The organism is Microbacterium sp. BK668, assembly GCF_004362195.1.
Lineage (GTDB): Bacteria > Actinomycetota > Actinomycetes > Actinomycetales > Microbacteriaceae > Microbacterium.
The window spans coordinates 745,966-761,741 of record NZ_SNWG01000001.1; the positions used below are offsets into that span (position 1 = coordinate 745,966).

Annotated in this window: 13 protein-coding genes; 9 read left to right on the forward strand and 4 right to left on the reverse strand. The window is 70.8% G+C overall.

Annotated elements, in window-relative coordinates; translation table 11 throughout:
• Window positions 1–10: 10 nt before the first annotated feature.
• Entirely contained in the window at window positions 11–1,426 is a 1,416-nt protein-coding gene (locus EV279_RS03295) for a DUF2252 domain-containing protein (RefSeq protein ID WP_133541493.1), read from the reverse strand.
• Between the two features lie 110 nt (window positions 1,427–1,536).
• Between EV279_RS03295 and EV279_RS03300 the strand changes: the two genes are divergently transcribed.
• Together EV279_RS03300 and EV279_RS03305 are read left to right on the forward strand one after the other, a co-directional pair.
• The gene (locus EV279_RS03300; RefSeq protein WP_133541494.1) at window positions 1,537–2,274 is read left to right on the forward strand and encodes a potassium channel family protein; all 738 of its coding nucleotides are present in this window, start codon (window positions 1,537–1,539) and stop codon (window positions 2,272–2,274) included.
• A complete protein-coding gene (locus tag EV279_RS03305; protein WP_133541495.1) occupies window positions 2,271–3,383 on the forward strand; it encodes an AI-2E family transporter in 1,113 nt (370 codons plus the stop codon). The genes EV279_RS03300 and EV279_RS03305 overlap by 4 nt, the downstream gene beginning before the upstream one ends.
• Window positions 3,384–3,500: 117 nt before the next feature.
• Here EV279_RS03305 and EV279_RS03310 read toward each other — a convergent pair whose 3' ends face one another.
• Both EV279_RS03310 and cls read right to left on the reverse strand, forming a co-directional pair.
• Window positions 3,501–4,100 carry a hypothetical protein gene (locus EV279_RS03310; RefSeq protein WP_133541496.1) on the reverse strand — a complete coding sequence of 200 codons (600 nt, stop codon included), beginning with the start codon at window positions 4,098–4,100 and terminating at the stop codon, window positions 3,501–3,503.
• A 40-nt stretch (window positions 4,101–4,140) separates the two neighbouring features.
• Window positions 4,141–5,604: a cardiolipin synthase gene (cls, locus tag EV279_RS03315; RefSeq protein WP_133541497.1), complete on the reverse strand. Its 1,464-nt coding sequence runs from the start codon at window positions 5,602–5,604 to the stop codon at window positions 4,141–4,143.
• 152 nt (window positions 5,605–5,756) lie between these two features.
• Here cls and EV279_RS03320 point away from each other — a divergent pair, with 152 nt between their 5' ends.
• The 5 genes from EV279_RS03320 (at window position 5,757) to EV279_RS03340 (ending at window position 13,397) form a co-directional block, all read left to right on the forward strand.
• On the forward strand, window positions 5,757–6,938 hold the full coding sequence (locus EV279_RS03320; protein ID WP_133541498.1) for an AI-2E family transporter: 1,182 nt from the start codon (window positions 5,757–5,759) through the stop codon (window positions 6,936–6,938).
• Window positions 6,939–7,050: 112 nt separating this feature from the next.
• Window positions 7,051–8,271, forward strand: coding sequence for a glycosyltransferase (locus EV279_RS03325; protein ID WP_133541499.1), 1,221 nt, complete (start codon window positions 7,051–7,053; stop codon window positions 8,269–8,271).
• Window positions 8,272–8,278: 7 nt separating this feature from the next.
• On the forward strand, window positions 8,279–9,478 hold the full coding sequence (locus tag EV279_RS03330) for a glycosyltransferase (protein ID WP_133541500.1): 1,200 nt from the start codon (window positions 8,279–8,281) through the stop codon (window positions 9,476–9,478).
• 385 nt (window positions 9,479–9,863) lie between these two features.
• On the forward strand, window positions 9,864–10,871 hold the full coding sequence (locus EV279_RS03335; RefSeq protein WP_133541501.1) for a helix-turn-helix domain-containing protein: 1,008 nt from the start codon (window positions 9,864–9,866) through the stop codon (window positions 10,869–10,871).
• A 324-nt stretch (window positions 10,872–11,195) separates the two neighbouring features.
• On the forward strand, window positions 11,196–13,397 hold the full coding sequence (locus tag EV279_RS03340) for an AAA family ATPase (RefSeq protein ID WP_133541502.1): 2,202 nt from the start codon (window positions 11,196–11,198) through the stop codon (window positions 13,395–13,397).
• A gap of 69 nt (window positions 13,398–13,466) precedes the next feature.
• On the opposite strand, the gene EV279_RS03345 is transcribed toward EV279_RS03340, so the two are convergent.
• Window positions 13,467–14,048 carry a nitroreductase family protein gene (locus EV279_RS03345; protein ID WP_133541503.1) on the reverse strand — a complete coding sequence of 194 codons (582 nt, stop codon included), beginning with the start codon at window positions 14,046–14,048 and terminating at the stop codon, window positions 13,467–13,469.
• A gap of 126 nt (window positions 14,049–14,174) precedes the next feature.
• On the opposite strand from EV279_RS03345, the gene EV279_RS03350 reads away from it, so the two are divergent.
• Entirely contained in the window at window positions 14,175–14,639 is a 465-nt protein-coding gene (locus EV279_RS03350; protein WP_133541504.1) for a hypothetical protein, read from the forward strand.
• Entirely contained in the window at window positions 14,636–15,478 is an 843-nt protein-coding gene (locus tag EV279_RS03355; RefSeq protein WP_133541505.1) for a UbiA family prenyltransferase, read from the forward strand. Before EV279_RS03350 ends, EV279_RS03355 begins: the two co-directional genes overlap by 4 nt.
• Window positions 15,479–15,776: the final 298 nt, after the last annotated feature.

Below are 15,776 nucleotides of genomic sequence, written 5' to 3' on the forward strand. Positions count from 1 at the left end.
CGAACCGGCGTCAGCCGAGCCCGCGGACGGCCGCTCGCGCGGCCGCGGTCGCGTGATCGGGCCGCGGGTGGGCCGCGACGAAGGCCTCGTAGTCGGCCCGGGAGAGGTCGGCGTACGCGTATGCCCACTCCAGGAGCGCCTCTCCGACGATCCGGCCGTTGCCGATGTAGCCGGCGACCTCGGCGGCGTTGGGCGATTGGGCGTGGGCCCTCGCCAGCACCGAGGCGCAGATCTCGGCGTACTCGCGGAACACCGGATCCTCCAGCTGGTCCATGTCGACGCCGCCCTTCATGTCGTTGAACTGACGGACGTAGAAGTCGCCGGCGTAGGCCTGAAGGTGCCCGAGGAACGGGTCAGACACGGCCTGGAGGATCCGCTGCAGCGCGACGACGCGCCCGCCCTCGCCATGGGTGGCGATGTGGTCGATCACCGGCTGCGGCTGCGCGACGCCGCCGTACTGCTCCAGCACGCTCCGCGAGGCCTGCTTGCCCTGGAGGATGAGGGCGTTCCCGTCCCCGTCCTGCAGGAGGACCAGCGTGCAGAGCGTGCCGACGCTTCCGACACCCACCACGCGCAGGGCGATGTCCGAGACGGTGTACTGCGAGAGCACGAGCCGGACGTCGACCATCGCCGACTCGGAGTATCTGCGCATGTTCTCGTGCAGCCGGCCCTCGATCTCGGGGGTCGTATGCGTCATGGTGGGCGGCCGCTCCACGAAGGTGAGGCGGCCGTTCTCGCCGAGCGTCGTGAGCTTGCGCGCCGCCCGGTCGCCGGTCCGCTTCTCGGCCGCGTGGATCGCCGCGCGCATCGTCCCCTGCGACTCCGGGTCCATCGCCGCCAACCCCGACTCGGCGTCGAAGTGCTCGAAGAAGCGGCGCACCGTGCTGCGTTTGGCGTTGGCCGCCATCGACCGCGCATAGGTGCGCACGGCCGCGAGCGCGGCATCCTGAACCACCCCATCGTCGCGCGACGTCGCCTGCCCGGCGATGACGATGCTCGTGACGAGCCGCTTGACGTCCCACTCCCACGGCGCCCAGGCCGCCTCGTCGAAGTCGTTGAGGTCGAACATGAGCGTGCGCTGCGGGGAGGCGAAGAACCCGAAGTTCGAGACGTGCGCGTCGCCGCACGAGGCGACGAGGATGCCGCTGTTCTCATCGCGGGAGAGGTCGGCGGCCTGGATCGCGGCGGTCCCCCGGTAGAACGCGAAGGGGCTCGCCGACATGCGCTCGATGCGGAGCGGGACGAGCTCCTGCAGCCGCGTGGTGTTCTGCTCGTCGAGGATGGCGAGGGGATCGCGGGCCGTCGTCGTCAGATGCGCGAGCCCGCTGCGCGGTGCGTGTTCCCGCGCCTTCTTCCCCGCTGCCGTGCGCTCGGCGAGGGTCGAAGGGCGCGTCCACGGCAGGCTGGAGATGTAGGCCTCTGTCATGCGGCACATCCTGCCACCGCGTCGCATCCGGCGGCCAGGTGCTCACGCGACGCGGATGAGGTCCGGCGATGCGTCCCGGACCGATCCGCGGGCGGCCCTAGAGTTCAGCCATGGCGCGGGACCCCATGACCCAGGAGAGATGGGCCCAGCTCACCCACTGGCCGCTCATCATCGCGTCGCTGCTGTGGCTGACGGCCTACTCCTGGAAGGTCATCGGCGACGTCACCGGGCCCGCCGGCATGGGGCTGTGGATCGTCATCGGAGTGACCTACATCGGCTTCGTCGTCGACTACCTCGTGCGCCTCTTCCTGGCGCGCCCGCGGGCGCCGTGGTTCCGCGCGCACCTGCTCGATCTCGCGATCGTGGCGATACCGATGCTCCGGATGCTGCGGCTGCTGCGCATCCTCACGGAGTTCACCTTCGGCCAGCAGTCGGCGGGGACGGTCCTGCGCAGCCGCATCGCCATCTACGGCGCCGGGGCGTCGATCCTGGTGATCTACCTGTGCGCACTCGCCGTGCTGGAGGCCGAGCGCGGCGCGCCGGGTGCCAACATCGAGCAGTTCGGCGACGCCATCTGGTGGGCCTTCGTGACGGTGGCCACCGTCGGCTACGGCGATTTCTACCCGGTGACCCCGCTCGGGCGTATATGGGCCGTGGGCCTCATGGCCGGGGGCATCGCGATCGTCGGCACCGTCACGGCCACGGTGTCGTCGTGGGTCATCGAGAGAGCCGCACAGGGACGCGACGACGACGAGCCGGCCACCCGCGGCCAGATGCGCGGGCTCCTCCAGCAGATGGGCGAGCTCCGGAAGGAGCTGGCCGAGGCGAAGGAGATCGGCGAGAAATGACCGGGAAGACCCATCGCAGGCCGCCGCAGGGGATTCCCGCTGCGCCCGCGCCCGTCCTCTCGCCGACGCTGCGCGTGCTCCTCGGGCTCGCCGCCGCCGTCGTCGCGCTGGCCGGGCTGTACTTCGCACGCGATCTGGTGGGACCCCTCGTGCTCGGCGCGGTGATCGTCATCATCTGCCACCCCGTGCGCTTCCCCCTCGAGCGGCGGGGTTGGCCGACCTGGACCGCGACGACGGCCGTCATCGTCGTGGGCTACCTGATCCTCGCCGTGCTCGTCGCACTGCTCTGGTACGCGGGGGTGCAGTTCGCGCAGCTCGTGGTCGACTACGAGGATCAGCTCAAGTCGACAGCCGAGGCCGTCATCTCGTGGCTGCAGTCGATCGGCATGGACGGTCAGGCGGCGGATGCCACGGCATCCATCCTCCGGCCCGCCAACGTGCTCGCATTCGCGACCTCACTCGGCGGCACGGTGCTCAGCGTCCTGACCGCGTTCTTCTTCGTCGTGGCCTACGTCATCTTCATGGCGGCCGACGGCGCCCGCTACTCCCGCGCGGAGGCCTCCTTCGGCCGCGGCGTGCGTCCCACCGTCCGCCGGTTCCAGATCTACAACTCGGGCGTCCGTCGCTACTACGTCGTCAACGCGACGTTCGGCGCCATCGTCGCGATCATCGACGGCCTGGCGCTGTGGGCCCTGGGGGTGCCCGCGCCGGCGGTCTGGGCGATCCTGGCGTTCGTGACGAACTTCATCCCGAACATCGGCTTCGTGCTCGGCCTCATCCCCCCGGCGCTGCTCGCACTCGTCGTGGGCGGCTGGCCGCTCATGCTGGTGGTCATCGCGGTCTACTGCGTCGTCAACGTGACGCTTCAGGTGCTCGTCCAGCCGAAGTTCGTCAGCGACGCCGTGAGCCTCAGCCTCACGCTGAGCTTCTTCTCCGTCATCTTCTGGACGTTCATCATCGGGCCGCTCGGCGCGATCCTGTCGATCCCGCTGACGCTGCTCGTGCGCGCGCTCGTGCTCGAGGGCGACCCCGACGCGCGGTGGCTGCGCTGGCTCTCGGGTGATCACGAGGCCGCGCCCCTGCGCCCCGCCGCGGCGGAGCCGGATTAGTCTCGCCGGCCGGGCGCGCGTCGGAGTCATCGCCCCTCGTCGGAGCGACCGGCGCGACGGGTCCGACGTTCGTGCGATTCTCCGACGTCGGGAGCGATGCCCGGCTCGCGCGCTCGGCTAGGGCCGCGGTGGCTCGATCCGCAGCACCGTCGGAGATTCGCCGACCGCCAGGTCGTCCACGACGCGGACCGTGCGGGCGAGGTCGTCGATGCTCCCCGTCACGATGCCGAAGCGCTCGCGGTCGGAGCACACGGCCGTCACCGTGACGAAGTGAGTGCCGGTGTCCCACGTGTACGTCGCGAACGGCGGGGTGCGGGGGTCGCTCGGAAGCGGCATCGCGAGCTTCTCGCCCATGCCGAGGTGAGGGTTGCGGAACGACTCCGTGTCGTCGTACTCCATCGGCATCATCGCGCGGGCGGCGCGCAGCTGCGCGGTCGCCTCCTGGATCTGCGCCATGACGACGAGCAGGTCGGGATCGGCCTTCCACACCCACACGAGCACGCGTCCGGCGGCCCGCCGCATGAGGAACGGCGCGACCTGGCTCATGCTCCACGCGAGGAAGCCGCTGCCCTGACGCTCGGTCTGCCCGACGGCGCGGTTGGCCTGGGTCAGCAGCATCCTGATCGCCGTCCTGCGATGCCGGCGGCCGCGGAAGCCGAGCGAATCGGTCACGGGCACCCAGAGGGTGGCGTCGGCGTCCGCCTGCAGTCGGGGCATGCTCCCAGGGTAGGCCGTCGCACCCGGCCGTTCCTGAGGGCTAGTTGAGGGCGGAGGTGAGGCGGGCCACGCCGTCGGAGAAGGTAGCGCTGCGCGGCTCGCGGCGCCATTCGTCGAGGGTGAGCTCGCGCCCGGCCCGACGGTAGCCCTCCTCGACCTCGCGCATCCCGGCCACGAAGGAGGCGCCGCGCACGAGCACCGAGACCTCCGCGTTGAGGCTGAAGGAGCGGATGTCCATGTTGCTCGACCCGATCACGGCGATGTCGTCGTCGATCGAGAAGTGCTTCGAGTGCAGGATGTAAGGCGCCGGGTACAGGAAGATCCGCACCCCTGCCTGCAGGAGCACTTCGTAGTACGACCGCTGGGCATGCCACACGAGCCACTGGTCGCCGATCTCCGATACGAACAGCTGGACCTCGACGCCGCGCTCGCAGGCGGAGGTGATGGCGTAGACCATCGCCTCGTCCGGGACGAAGTAGGGGCTCGTCAGGATCACCTTCTCGGTCGCGCCGTAGATGAGCGAGAGGAAGAGGCGCAGGTTGTTCTCGGTGCTGTAGGTGGGGCCGCTCGGCACGACCTGGCACAGCAGATCGCCCTTGGCAGGCATGGAATCGACCGCGACGTGTTCGTCGGTGAGCGCTTCACCCGTCTCGATAGCCCAGTCCGAGAGGAAGACGACATTGAGGGCGGATGCCGCGGGCCCCTCCACGCGGGTCACGAGCTCCTGCCACTGCAGCCCCCGCTTGATGTTCTTCGGGGAGTCGTAGCTGCGGTCGATCATGTTCTGCGAGCCGGTGTACGCGACCGTGCCGTCCACGACGACGATCTTGCGGTGGTTGCGCAGATCGGGCCGTTGGTACTTGCCCTTGAAGGGCTGGACCGGCAGCATCCACGCCCATTCGGCGCCGATGCGGTCGAGGAACGCGATCACCTCCTTCGACGTGCCGACCTTGCGGGTCGCGATGTAGTCCGCGAGCACCCGCACCTTCACGCCGCGCTTCACGGCGTTCTCGAGCGCGGCGAAGAACGGACGCGTCGTGTCGTCGAGGCCGATGATGAAGAACTCGACGTGCACATAGCGCTTGGCACGGTCGACTTCGGCGGCCATCTGCAGAATCGACCCGTTGTAGTCGCCGTTGAGCGTCATCGCATTGCCGTGGAGGGCCGGGATGCCGGTGAGGGTCTCGGCTTGCTGCAGCACGCGCTGGAACCACCGCGGCTCGCCGTCGTGAGGGGGGTCGAGCTTCGCGAGAGCCACGCGCTCGCGGATCTGCGCATCGATCCTCGCCTGCTCGTCGACGCGGGACTTCGGCAGCTTGATGCTGCCGATGAGGAGGAACAGCAGGATGCCGAGATACGGCAGCAGGAAGATCGCGAGCAGCCACGCCATCGCCGCCGTCGGCTTGCGGCGCTTGGGCAGGATCAGCAGCGCCGCGATGATGATGACGAGGTTCACCACGACGCCCGCGATCCAGAGCAGGTTGGCGGTCAGCACGGGGTTCATGGCGAGCGGCTCCCGATGTCGGAGGCGGGCCCGGTCCCCGCCGATGTCCGAAACGGTACCGCCCGGAAGGCCGGACGGGCTCATCCCGAGCGGGTGATCCGCCGGCGGCCCGGATCGCGCGCGCGCCGGGCGCCGAGCCCTAAAGTGGCGCCATGAGCGACTCGCCCGCCTCGTCCGGTGCGCCCCTCTCCGCGCCGGAGCAGCAGACAGCGGGGGTCATCGCCGCGCGCCCGGGCGAGGCATCCGTCCTCCATCCTGAAGCCGACGGCGGGATCCGGGCGAGGATCCTCGCCGTCATCGACCGCCCGCTGGTCGGCGGATTCGCCGCAACGCTGGGGGTGCTCGGGGCGCTCCTCCTCGGCTCGGCGCTCATCTCGATCTCGACCATCCTCGTCTACATCGTGCTCGCTCTCTTCCTGTCGCTGGGCCTCGACCCCATCGTGCGGCTCCTCGAACGGCACGGCGTCAAGCGCGGCGCCGGCATCGGCATCGTCTTCGGCGCGTTCGCTCTGCTCATGGCGGCCTTCCTCGTCTTCGTGCTTCCGCCCGTGATCGCGCAGATCGGCCAGTTCGTGCGGGCCATCCCCGAAGCCCTCGACGAGATCCCGCAGACGGAGTGGTTCGTCGCCCTCCCCCCCGACTGGCAGGTCGGCCTCGGGGTCGCCATCGATCAGCTCGCCGCGACCCTGTCGGATCCGGCCTTCCTGGCCGCTCTCGGCGGCGGGGTGCTGTCGGTCGGCATCGGCGTGGTGTCCGCGATCTCGGGCGGGTTCATCGTGGTCGCGCTCACGCTGTACTTCCTCGCGTCGCTCACCGCGATGAAGGAGGCGCTCTACTCCCTCGCCCCGGCTCGCAGCCGGCCGAAGCTCGCGGACATGACGGAGCGGATCACGGCCTCGGTGGGAAGCGCGCTCATCGGCTCGGTGACGCTGTCGTCGCTCAACGCGCTCGTCGTCTTCGTGCTGCACATCGTGCTCGACCTGCCCTTCCCGGCCCTCATGGCGGTCGTCGCGTTCGTCATCACGCTGATCCCGCTCTTCGGGTCGGTGATCTTCTGGATCCTCGCCTCGGTCATCGCGCTCTTCTCCAGCCCGCAGCAGGCGCTCATCTTCTTCATCGCCTACCTCGTCTACATCCAGATCGAGTCGTACGTCGTGAGCCCCCGCGTCATGAACCGCGCGATCTCCATCCCCGCGGCGCTCGTGCTCATCGCCGCGATGGTCGGGGGCACCCTGATGGGCGTGCTCGGCGTCCTCGTCGCACTCCCCGTGACGGCGTCGATCCTCCTCATCATCCGCGAGGTCGTCGTGCCCAAGCAGGATCTCAAGACGTGAGCCGGGGCCGCCCGGCGGTGCCTCCGGGAGTCGCACAGGCCCTCGGGTAGAGTGGACGAGCGCCTGCGCCCCCTCGCCGGCGCGCCGCAGAGATAGGCAGCCACCGATTCCCGTGACTCCCCCCGCGACTCCCGACAGTTCCGCTCCCCGCGCCGACGCGCCTCCCGAGCGCCTCACGATCCTCATCGGCGCCGACACGTTCTACCCCGACGTGAACGGCGCCGCCCGCTTCGCCGAGCGACTCGCCGCCGGTCTCGTCACGCGAGGGCACGACGTGCACGTCAGCGCCCCCAGCATGACCCACCGCCGGCACGGCACCTTCCGCGAGGTCATCGAGGGCGAGGAGATGACGGTCCACCGGCTGCCCTCGTGGCGCTGGTACCCGCACGACTGGCTGCGCTTCGTCATGCCCTTCCGATCGAAGCACTACGCGCGCCGCGTCCTGAGCGAGGTGCGCCCTGACGTCGTGCACATCCAGTCCCACATCGTGATCGGACGCGGGCTCACGCGCATCGCACGGCAGCGCGGCATCCCCGTGGTCGCCACGAACCACGTCATGGCCGAGAACGTGCTGGACTTCACGATCCTCCCCAAGGCGGTGACCCGCCGAGCCGTCAAGATCGCGTGGGCGGACGCCAAGCGCACGTTCGACATGACGCGTGCCGTCACGACACCGACGCGCAAGGCGGCCGAGTTCCTCGAGACGACGATCGCGATCGACGGCGTCATCCCGGTCAGCTGCGGCATCGACCGGTCGAACTACACGCCCGACCTCACGCCGCGCGATGCGAACCGCATCCTCTTCGTCGGCCGGCTCACGACCGAGAAGCGGATCGACGACGTCCTGCGCGCCATCGCGAAGCTCGACCCCGCCCTCGACGCGCACTTCGACGTCGTCGGAGGAGGCGATCAGCGGCGCAACCTCGAGCACCTGACGCATCAGCTCGGTCTCGAGGACCGCGTCGTCTTCCACGGCCACACGTCGGAGGAGGAGCTGCGCGCCCTGTACTCGAAGGCCAGCGTCTTCGCGATCGCCTCGATCGCCGAGCTGCAGTCGATCGCGACGATGGAGGCGATGGCATCGGGCCTCCCGGTCGTCGCGGCCGACGCGGTCGCGCTTCCGCACCTCGTCCACGACGGCGAGAACGGCTACCTCTTCGAGCCGGGCAACGTCGATGAGCTGACGGCACGTCTCACGGACGTGCTCACCGCGAGCCCCGAGGAGCGGCTGCGCATGCAGCAGGCCTCGCTCGAGGGTGTGAAGGTGCACGACATCCACCGCACCCTCGACACGTTCGAGGCCCTCTACCGCGACGAACCGCTGCCCGAGTAGGCGTCGCGTGCACGTCGTGATGTTCGGCGACCAGCACGTCGAGTCTCTCGGCGGCGCCCAGGTCTCGATGCGGCTGCAGCGGCGGTTCCTGGAGCGCGCGGGGCACACCGTGACCGTCGTGGCGCCGGCGATGCACGGTCCGCGGGGGCGGGCTGTCGTCCCCGATCGGGCCTATGTCGACCTTCCCTCGATCCCCCTCACGCTCGACCGCGAGTACTCGTTCTCGTGGCCTGGCAGGAGGACCGACAGGCGGGTGGATGCCGCGCTCCGCGGCCGCCCGCCGGTCGACGTCGTCCACGTCCAGGGTGACTTCTGGGGCGCCTACATCGGCCACCGCTTCGCGCATCGCCACGGCCTCCCGGTCGTCCATACGATGCACAACCGCGTCGACGTCGGCGTCGAGGCGACCACGCCGTTCCCCGGACTCGTCCTCCGTGTGCTCAACGCGTGGCAGGGCCGCGCCCTCGGTATACGTACGGGAGGCGCAGACGGGTGGGCGTACCTCCGCGGGCTCGCGGGTCGGAGCTCCGCCGTCACCGCGCCGTCCGCGCACTTCGCCCGGCGGCTCGAGGAGCACGGCGCCGTGCCGCGATCGGGTCGCGTCGACGTCGTCTGGAACGGGATCGACGACGACGTGCTCGACGCGGCCCTGGCCGCCGGTCCGGCTCTGCGCAAGCCGGGACCGCCGCGATTCGTGTGGCTCGGCCGGATGAGCCCCGAGAAGCGGCTGCTGCCCTTCCTCGAGGCTCTCTCGGAGTCCGGCGTCGCTGCTGACGTCGAGGTCATCGGCGGCGGCGCGCAGCTCGGCGCCGCACGGCGCCTGCTCGCGAAGCGGCGGCCGGACGCGACGGTCGTGTTCGCCGGTCGCCGGTCGTACTCCGAGACGCTGCGCCGCATCCGCGCGGCGGACGCGGTCGTGCAGACGTCGATCGGCTTCGAGACGCAGGGCATGACGGTGTTCGAGGCGGCCTCGCTCGGCACGCCGTCGGTCGTGAGCGACCCCGACATCGCCGCCGAGCTGGGATCGGGCCTCTGGGCGGTCCAGGATGCCTCGACAGCCGCGCTCGCGGATGCGCTGCGCCGGGCGGCCGCCGACGTCGAGGCCGGCACGGCGCCGGAGCCCGACGCGTCGATCCGGGAGCGGTTCCGCCAGTCCTCTCGGACGGCGGCCATGATCGAGGTCTACGAGCGGGTGCGGGCGGGCTGAGCCCGCCGGCAGGCGATCCGCCGGGCGGAGCGGGTGCGGGCGCGCTGAGCCCGCCGGCAGGCGATCCGCCGGGCACAGGCCCTTCCGCGGGGGAACGGCCTGCGTGCGGCAGATCGCCTGTTTCCGACGGGGCGAGGCGGGCGGCGGATCAGGGGAGGCGCGTCCGGTCCGTCGGCATCCGGCGGTAGCCGTCCCTCGAGAGGGCGGCGATCGTCGAGGCGAACGCGAGGACGGAGAGCGCTGCGAGAAGAATCACCATCAACATGGCAGAAACGCTACGCTTGCGTCGGGACTGCCACGAGTGGCAGGATTGACACGTACCGCACGAATCCTGCCACGGTGGCACGTGCCGAGGCATCCATTCGACTCGACCGGGGAGCAACGCATGAAGACCGTCGCCGTCATCGTCCAGGAAGGCTTCGCGCCCTTCGAGTTCGGCCTCGCGTGCGAGGCGTTCGGGCTCGACCGGTCGGATGACGGCATCCCGAACTTCGACTTCCGGATCGTCACGCCCGAGCCCGGAGCGGTCCGCGCGAATCTCGCCTTCTCGATCAACGTCGAGCACGATCTCGCCTTCGCCGACGAGGCCGACCTCGTCGTCGTGACGCCGATACCGCGGCGCGCGTGGGGGAGCGTCGACCGGCGGGTCATCGACGTCGTCCGGCGCGCCGCGGACCGGGGCGCGTGGGTACTGAGCGTCTGCAGCGGCTCGTTCGTCATGGCGGCGGCGGGCGTCCTCGACGGGCGGAGGGCCACGACGCACTGGAAGTACGCCGCGACGATGAAGGCGATGTACCCCTCCATCGACGTCGACCCCGATGTGCTCTACGTGCAGGACGGCCACCTCATCACGAGCGCCGGAACGGCGGCGGGGCTGGACGCCTGCCTGCACCTGCTCCGGCAGGAGCTCGGCGCCGAGATGACCAACAAGATCGCGCGGCGCATGGTCGTGCCGCCGCAGCGCGACGGCGGACAGGCGCAGTTCATCGATCGCCCCCTCCCCGAGGTGCAGAGCCTCTCGCTGACGCCGGTGACGGATTGGATGCTGGAGAACATCCGTCTCGAGCTCACGGTCGACCAGCTCGCGGCGAAGGCGCACATGTCTCCGCGCACGTTCGCCCGGCGCTTCAAGGCCGACTTCGGTGCGACGCCGGCGGCGTGGCTCGCGCGGCAGCGGATCATCCACGCCCAGCGCCTGCTCGAGAAGACCGACCTGGGGCTCGACCGCATCGCCTACGAGAGCGGGTTCGGCTCGGCAGCCGTGCTGCGGCAGAACTTCGCGCGCGTCCTCGGCATCACGCCGACGGCCTATCGCGCCCGCTTCTGCTGCACCGCGCCGGCGGCGGCGACGGATGCCGCAGCCGAGGCATCCGTCCTCGAACCCGTCGCTTGACCCGGGGTTCCCGTCGGCGGGGGCGTTTCGTCTCGGTCGCTGCGCTCCCTCGCTCAACGACCGGGGTGAGCCGGGGGCGTTTCGTCTCGGTCGGTGCGCTCCCTCGCTCAACGACCGGGGTGGGCTGGGTTACAGCGCGGGACGACCGGGGGTCGCCGAGCGGCAGCACGGCGCGGCCGAGGAGCATCCCGGTTCCCGGTCGTTGAGCGAGCGAAGCGAGACGAAACGCACCGGGCCCGCGAGCGGCATTGCCCGCGGCATCCGACACCTGGTAAACTTGAGCCGTAGCGACTCAAGTTTGAGTCCTCAGATCTCAGGAGTCCCATGAACGCCACGCAGCAGCCCGGGCAGGAGGACGCGCAGAGCGCCCTCGAGCAATTCGGCATCAACCTCACCGACCGAGCCCGCCAGGGCAAGCTCGACCCCGTGATCGGGCGCGACAGCGAGATCCGGCGGGTCAGCCAGGTGCTGACCCGCCGCACGAAGAACAACCCCGTGCTGATCGGCGAGCCGGGCGTCGGCAAGACGGCCGTGGTCGAGGGCCTGGCGCAGCGCATCGTCGCCGGCGATGTCGCCGAGTCGCTCAAGGACAAAGAGCTCGTAACCCTCGACATCTCCGCCCTCGTCGCGGGCGCGATGTACCGCGGGCAGTTCGAGGAGCGCCTGAAGAACGTCCTCAAGGAGATCACGGAGTCCGACGGCCGCATCATCACGTTCATCGACGAGCTGCACGTGCTCATGGGTGCGGGCGGCGGCGAGGGCTCGGTCGCGGCATCCAACATGCTCAAGCCCATGCTCGCGCGCGGCGAGCTGCGCATGATCGGCGCGACGACCCTCAATGAGTACCGCGAGTTCATCGAGAAGGATGCCGCGCTCGAGCGCCGCTTCCAGCAGGTCTACGTCGGCGAGCCGAGCGTCGAAGACACCGTGGCGATCCTGCGCGGACTCAAGGAGCGGTACGAGGCTCACCACAAGGTGGCCATCGCCGACGGGGCGCTCGTGGCCGCGGCATCCCTCTCGCACCGTTACATCCCGAGCCGCCAGCTGCCCGACAAGGCCATCGACCTCATCGACGAGGCCGCGTCGCGCCTGCGCATGGAGATCGACTCCGCGCCGCTGGAGATCGACGAGCTGCGCCGCCACGTCGACCGGCTGAAGCTCGAGGAGCTGGCCCTGAAGAAGGAGAAGGACGAGGCCTCCAAGGAGCGCCTCGCTGCGCTACGCGAGCAGCTGGGCAAGGAGCAGGCGCACCTCGACGAGCTCCAGGCGCGGTGGGAGCACGAGCGGGCGTCGCTCAACCGGGTCGGCGACCTCAAGACCAAGCTCGACGCCGCCCGCATGGAGGCCGAGCGCGCCCAGCGCGAGGGCAACCTCGAAAAGGCGTCGCGGCTGCTCTACGCCGAGATCCCGGCGCTCGAGCGGCAGCTGATCGAGGCCGAGCGCAACGAGCCGGCGGGTGAGCGCATGGTCAATGACCAGGTCACCGAGGAGGACATCGCAGCCGTCATCGCGGCATGGACCGGGATCCCGGTCGGGCGCCTCCTGCAGGGCGAGACCGAGAAGCTCCTGCACCTCGAGGCGGAGCTGGGCAAGCGCCTGATCGGGCAGAAGGACGCGGTCAAGGCGGTGTCCGACGCGGTGCGCCGCTCGCGGGCGGGCATCAGCGACCCGAACCGTCCGACGGGCTCGTTCCTCTTCCTCGGCCCTACGGGCGTCGGCAAGACCGAACTCGCCAAGGCGCTCGCGGAGTTCCTCTTCGACGACGAGCACGCCATGGTGCGCATCGACATGTCGGAGTACGGCGAGAAGCACTCCGTGTCGCGCCTCGTCGGCGCCCCTCCCGGTTACATCGGCTACGAGCAGGGCGGCCAGCTGACCGAGGCCGTCAGGCGCCGGCCCTACTCGGTGGTGCTGCTCGACGAGGTGGAGAAGGCGCATCCCGAGGTCTTCGACGTGCTGCTGCAGGTCATGGACGACGGCCGCCTCACGGACGGCCAAGGCCGGACCGTCGACTTCAAGAACGTCATCCTGATCCTGACCTCGAACTTGGGCTCGCCCGTGCTGATCGATCCCACGCTGTCGCTCGAGCAGAAGCGGGAGACCGTGCAGGCCATGGTGCGGCAGGCGTTCAAGCCGGAGTTCGTCAACCGCCTCGACGACATCGTGATCTTCTCGGCACTCACCGAGGACGACCTCGCCCAGATCGTCGAGCTCGCCGTCGACGCCCTCCAGCGCCGCCTGCGCGACCGCCGGCTGACGCTCGCCGTCACGCCCGAGGCCCGCACGTGGCTCGCCGAGCGCGGGTACGACCCCGTCTTCGGCGCGCGGCCGCTGCGCCGCCTCATCCAGTCCGAGATCCAGGACCGCCTCGCGATGGCGCTCCTGTCGGGCGGCGTCCGCGACGGCGACGTGGTGCGGGTGGATGTCGCGGCCGACGGCTCGCAGCTCGTGCTCACGAGCGCCGGGCCCGAGGCGCCCCCGGCCGGCGAGGACGACGTGATCGAGGCCGAGCTGCTCGAGGACTGACGCAGGACAGACGGATGCCCCGTCCCACCGCGCGTGGGACGGGGCATCCGTCGTCCTGGAGGACCGGCCTCAGTCGTCGACGAGCACGGACTCGGAGATCGGGCGGCGCACGCGGGGGGCGTTCTCGCGCGCCTGCAGCTCGTCGGAGGCGGTGCGGATGTCGCCCAGCTCGCCGACGGCCATGACCGTCACGGGCACGAAGCCCGCATCGAGGCCGAAGTCCGCCGCGATCGCCGAGGCGTCGAAGCCGCCCATCTGGTGCGTCGAGAGGCCGTCGGCGTGGGCCTGCACCGTGAAGTGCGCAGCGACCTGTCCCGCGTCGTACTCCGCCCAGCGCAGCGGCTTGCCCTCGCGCTCGGTCTCGGCGATGAAGACGACGAGCGCGGCGGCGTCTCCGGCCCACGCGCGGTTGAAGCCCGCGAGGGTCGCGAGGAGCTTCGCGTGCGACTGCGATCCGCGGCGCGCCACGATGACGCGCCACGCCTGCGAGTTGGCGGCGGTCGGAGTCCAGCGCGCGGCTTCGAGGGCGCTCGCGAGGGCGGCCTCGTCGATGGCGGCGTCGCGATCGAAGATGCGGGTGCTCCAGCGCTCGGCGAGGACGTCGAGGATCGGCGCGTCGGTCTCGGCGGGGCGGGCGGTGAGGGTGGACATGGCGTCTCCTTCGGTCTGTGCGATTGCCGGGACGCCGTCGGCCCGGGTCTATGCAACGGAATGCATCGATCCCGCATTCCCCGAGCCGGTCCCGGCCAGCGGGAGCGAGTGGACTACGGTCGGAGCATGCGCATGGCAGGCTCCGGCCGGTTCGTCTTCGTCGCCCAGTGGGTCGCGGCGGTGCTGCTGCCGGTGTTCTTCTTCCTCGGCCGCGGCGCGGTCGGGGCGGAGCTCGGATGGCTGGCGCTCCTCGGCATCGTCTACGGCCTCTTCGTCATCCTGATGCTGCTCGTGCCGCCCCTGCTGACCCTGTTCGACACCGAGGGACGCCGTGCGCGCTCGACCCGGCTCGGGTACGACATCTCGACCTTCGTGCTGTGGCTGGGGGTCGTCGTCGGGTCGCTCACCGTCCCCGACTCCGGTGACAGCGGGCACCTGGACTCCGCTTTGTCCACGTGGACCGGCATGTCGTACGAGACGTCGCAGGCCGTCTTCATCGGTGCGGCCGTCGTGATCGGCCTCGCCTACCTCGCACAGTTCGCGACGGCGATCGCCGGCATCGTCCGGGGCCGGCAGGCCGCAGCCACGTGAGGGTCGTCCGCGCGCTCTGGGGCTCGACGCATCCGGGGCCCACGCTCGTCGTCTCGGGCCTCGCACTCGCGCTCGGCATCGCGGTCGGTCTGGAGCCCTGGCGCCTTCTGCTGCTGACCCTGGCCGTCTTCTTCGGCCAGCTCTCGATCGGCCTGTCCAACGATGCGATCGACGCTCCCCGCGACCGGGCCGTGGGCCGCACCGACAAGCCGATCGCCCGCGGCGACGTCACCGAGCGCACGGCGTGGGGAGCCGCGATCGCGACAGCGGGGATCGCGCTGCTGCTCTCCGCCCCGCTCGGGTTCGGGATGCTGGCCGCCCACGCGATCTTCCTCGCGTCGGCGTGGTCGTACAACGCCGGACTGAAGTCCACGCCGCTGTCGATCGTGCCCTTCCTCGTGAGCTTCGGGATCTTCCCCTCGCTCGCGACGCTGGCCGCGCCCGACCCCGGCGTCGCCGCGCCCTGGGGGTGGATCGCCGGCGCCGCGCTCGGAGCGGCCGTGCACCTGACGAACGTCCTGCCCGACCTCGACGACGACCGCCGCACGGGGGTGCGCGGCCTGCCCCACCGGATGGGCGCCCGGGCCTCGGCCGTCGTCGCAGCAGCGGGGATCGTCGCGGGGGCGGTGGCGGTGCTCGTCGGCTCCTCGGGAGGAGACCTCGCCGCCGTGCCGCTCGTCGGGTGGGTCTTCTTCGCCGCTGTGGTGATCGTGGCGGCGGCGACGGCCGTGCTCGCCCTCGTGCGGCCGCCCACCCGCGCGCTCTTCCGACTGGTGATGCTCGCCGCGCTGCTGCTCGCGGCGCAGCTCGTCGCGACGGGCGGCGCCGTCGCCGCCTGACGCCGCCGCCCGCGCCCGCCGGCCGTCTTCGCCGAACCCGCACATCCGTGGCCGAGTCCACACACTCGAGCTGCCCGGATGTGCGGGCTCGAGCACGAGTGTGCGGCCTCGGCAGGCTCGGCGGCGGCGCCCGCCGGCGGTGTGGCGTGCCCGCCGGCCGCGCCCGACGGCCGTCTTGCCGAACCCGCACATCCGTGGCCGAGCCCACACACTCGAGCTGCCCGGATGTGCGGGCTCGAGCACGAGTGTGCGGCCTCGGCAGGCTCGGCGGCGGCGCCCGCCGGCGGTGTGGCGTGCC

Bases quoted from the DNA above. Each gene is read 5' to 3' on its own strand.
- EV279_RS03340 (WP_133541502.1), top strand. From the start codon at position 11,196: ATGAACGCCACGCAGCAGCCCGGGCAGGAGGACGCGCAGAGCGCCCTC.
- EV279_RS03305 (WP_133541495.1), top strand. From the start codon at position 2,271: ATGACCGGGAAGACCCATCGCAGGCCGCCGCAGGGGATTCCCGCTGCG.
- EV279_RS03350 (WP_133541504.1), top strand. From the start codon at position 14,175: ATGCGCATGGCAGGCTCCGGCCGGTTCGTCTTCGTCGCCCAGTGGGTC.
- EV279_RS03335 (WP_133541501.1), top strand. From the start codon at position 9,864: ATGAAGACCGTCGCCGTCATCGTCCAGGAAGGCTTCGCGCCCTTCGAG.
- EV279_RS03345 (WP_133541503.1), bottom strand. From the start codon at position 14,048: ATGTCCACCCTCACCGCCCGCCCCGCCGAGACCGACGCGCCGATCCTC.
- EV279_RS03295 (WP_133541493.1), bottom strand. From the start codon at position 1,426: ATGACAGAGGCCTACATCTCCAGCCTGCCGTGGACGCGCCCTTCGACC.
- EV279_RS03300 (WP_133541494.1), top strand. From the start codon at position 1,537: ATGGCGCGGGACCCCATGACCCAGGAGAGATGGGCCCAGCTCACCCAC.
- EV279_RS03310 (WP_133541496.1), bottom strand. From the start codon at position 4,100: ATGCCCCGACTGCAGGCGGACGCCGACGCCACCCTCTGGGTGCCCGTG.
- EV279_RS03320 (WP_133541498.1), top strand. From the start codon at position 5,757: ATGAGCGACTCGCCCGCCTCGTCCGGTGCGCCCCTCTCCGCGCCGGAG.
- cls (WP_133541497.1), bottom strand. From the start codon at position 5,604: ATGAACCCCGTGCTGACCGCCAACCTGCTCTGGATCGCGGGCGTCGTG.